The organism is Streptomyces flavofungini (genome assembly GCF_041028215.1).
Classification (GTDB): domain Bacteria; phylum Actinomycetota; class Actinomycetes; order Streptomycetales; family Streptomycetaceae; genus Streptomyces; species Streptomyces flavofungini_B.
Genome location: NZ_JASKYR010000918.1, coordinates 1 through 3,047, shown reverse-complemented (window position 1 = coordinate 3,047; position 3,047 = coordinate 1). Strand labels below are relative to the sequence as shown.

At 72.6% G+C, this 3,047-nt stretch carries 1 protein-coding gene; it reads right to left on the bottom strand.

All coding sequences use genetic code 11. From position 1 onward, the window contains the following. Positions 1-2,722: type I polyketide synthase (locus tag AB8Z36_RS36540; protein ID WP_369217692.1), on the bottom strand; the 2,722-nt coding region annotated here is incomplete at its 3' end. Positions 2,723-3,047: the final 325 nt, after the last annotated feature.

The window sequence follows — 3,047 nt, the reverse complement described above, 5'->3', positions numbered from 1 at the left end:
GGTCAGGTCGTGTCGTTCGACCCGCACTCCGCGGGCGGTGAGGGCGTCGAGCACCTCGGCCACCCACGGGTCGTCGGCGTGCCCCGCCGGGACGAGCGCGGGCCAGCGGCCGCCGGGGACGGCGCCGTCGGCGCCGGTCAGGGCGGACCAGCACACCGGCCCGCACACCCGCGTCCTCAATGGTCTCCTGCACCCCCGTGGCCACCACCGGGTGCGCGCTCACCTCCACGAACACCTGGAAGTTGTCCGCGAGCAGCGCACGCGTCGCCGCCTCGAACTCCACCGTGCCCCGCAGATTGCGGTACCAGTACGAGCCGTCCAGACCCGCCGTGTCGACCGCTTCCCCCGCGACCGTCGAGTAGAACGGCACGTCGCACGACCGTGCCGCCACCGGGGCGAGCAGCTCCGCCAACTCGTCCTCGATGCGCTCCACATGCACCGAGTGCGAGGCGTAGTCCACCGCGACCCGACGCGCCCGCACACCGGACTGCTCGCACCGGGTCACCAACTCGTCCAGCGCGTCCGCGTCGCCGGACACCACCACGGACGACGGGCCGTTGACGGCCGCGACACCGATGCGGCCCTCGTAGTCGGCGAGCAGTTCACGGACCTCGTCCACGCCGCGCGCCACGGACACCATGCCGCCCAGACCCGACAGCGCACGCAACGCCCGCGACCGCAGCGCCACCACCCGCGCGCCATCCTCCAGCGACAGACCACCCGCCACGACCGCGGCAGCGATCTCACCCTGCGAATGACCCACCACAGCCGAAGGCACCACACCGCGCGAGCGCCACACCTCCGCCAGCGACACCATCATCGCCCACAACGCGGGCTGCACCACATCCACCCGCTCCAGCGACGCCGCACCCTCCACACCACTCAGCACATCGAGCAGCGACCAGTCCACGAACGGCGCCAACGCCTCAGCACACTCAGCGATCCGACCCGCGAACACGGGGCTGGTGGCGAGCAGTTCGACCGCCATACCGGTCCACTGCGAGCCCTGACCGGGGAAGACGAAGACCACACCCCCCGAGCCCTCACCCGTGGCACCCTCCACCACCCGAGCGGACGGCTCACCGGCCGCCAACGCGTCCAGCCCGGACAGGAACTCATCGGCGTCCCGGCCCACCACCACCGCACGGTGATCCATCGCCACCCGCGACGTCGCCAGCGAATACGCCACATCCAGCGCGCGCACATCCGACGCGCGGACCATCTCCGCGAGGCGTGCCGCCTGCTCGCCCACCGCCGCACGCGACCTGCCGGACACGATCCACGGACGCCAGGCATCGTCGTCCTGTGCGGCGGCGGGGGCCTCGGGGTCCTCGGCGGTGGGTGCCTGCTCCAGGAGGAGGTGGGCGTTGGTGCCGCTGACGCCGAAGGACGACACGGCGGCGCGGCGGGGGCGGCCGGTCTGCGGCCAGGCGGTGTGCTCGGTGAGCAGTTCGACGCCGCCGTCGGCCCAGTCGGCGTTCGGGGTGGGGGCGTCGATGTGCAGGCTCTTGGGCAGGGTGCCGTGGCGCATGGCCTGCACCATCTTGATGACACCCGCGACGCCGGACGCGGCCTGGGTGTGACCGGTGTTCGACTTCAGCGAGCCGAGCAGCAGGGGCTGACCGTCGCCGCGGTCGCGGCCGTAGGTGTCGAGGAGGGCCTGGGCCTCGATGGGGTCGCCGAGGGTGGTGCCGGTGCCGTGCGCCTCGACGACGTCGACGTCGCCGGAGGTGAGGCCGGAGTCGATGAGCGCCTGCCGGATCAGCCGCTGCTGGGAGGGGCCGTTGGGGGCGGTGAGTCCGTTGGAGGCGCCGTCCTGGTTGATGGCGGAGCCGCGGATCACGGCGAGGACGGGGTGCCCGTTGCGGCGGGCGTCGGAGAGCCGTTCGAGGAGGATCAGGCCGACCCCCTCCGACCAGGCGGTTCCGTCGGCGGCGGCGGCGAAGGCCTTGCAGCGGCCGTCGGCGGCGAGGCCGCGCTGGCGGGAGAACTCGGTGAACATCTTCGGCGTCGACATCACCGTGGCGCCGCCCGCGAGGGCCAGGGAGCACTCCCCCTGACGCAGGGAGCGGACGGCCAGGTGCAGGGCGACCAGGGAGGAGGAGCAGGCGGTGTCCACCGTGACGGCGGGGCCCTCGAAGCCGTACGTGTAGGAGAGGCGTCCCGAGGCGACGGCGACGGTGTTGCCGGTGAGCAGGTGTCCGGCGACCTCTTCCTGGCGTCCCCGGGCGGCCCCGTCGTAGTCGCCGTGCCCGGTGCCGACGAAGACGCCGGTGGTGCTGCCGGCCAGGGTGTCGGGGACGATGCAGGCGCGTTCCAGGGTCTCCCAGGAGGTTTCGAGGAGCAGGCGCTGCTGCGGGTCCATCGCCAGCGCCTCGCGCGGGGAGATTCCGAAGAACGCCGGGTCGAACTCACCGGCCTCGTGCAGGAATCCGCCTTCGCGGGCGTAGGTGGTGCCCTGGTGTGCGGGGTCGGGGTGGAACAGGCGGTCGAGGTCCCAGCCGCGGTTGGCCGGGAACGCGGAGATGGCGTCGACGCCACCGGCGGCGAGTTCCCAGAGTTCCTCGGGTGAGCGCACTCCGCCGGGGTAGCGGCAGGCCATGGCGACGACGGCGACGGGCTCGCGGTCGCGGTTCTCGGCCTCGCCGAGTTGCTGCCTGGCCTCTTGGAGGTCGGCCACGGCCCGCTTGAGGTACGCGCGGAGCTTGTCCTCGTTCGACATCAGGTGCCCACCTCTCCATGAGATTCCGGAACTCGCGAAAAGCGGAGAGCGGCGATTTCCGGATTCCACGCCCCGACCCTGCTGAGTACCGGGCGGGCGTGTCGCCCGTCCGGCAGATCCGGTCCGGGGCGACAGGTCGACCCGGTCCGGGGGCCAGTCTGGCCGTCGCGGACTGCGGGTTTCCCTAAAGCGTGGTGCGCCTTGACCGGTTGCCGGGCCGGACGAGGGGCGGACTCTGGTGAATTCCCAAGTGCTGTTCGTGCTGGGGGGACTCGCGGTGTGCGGACGAGCGGGAAGGCCCCGCTCCCGTGGTGCGCACGGGGGC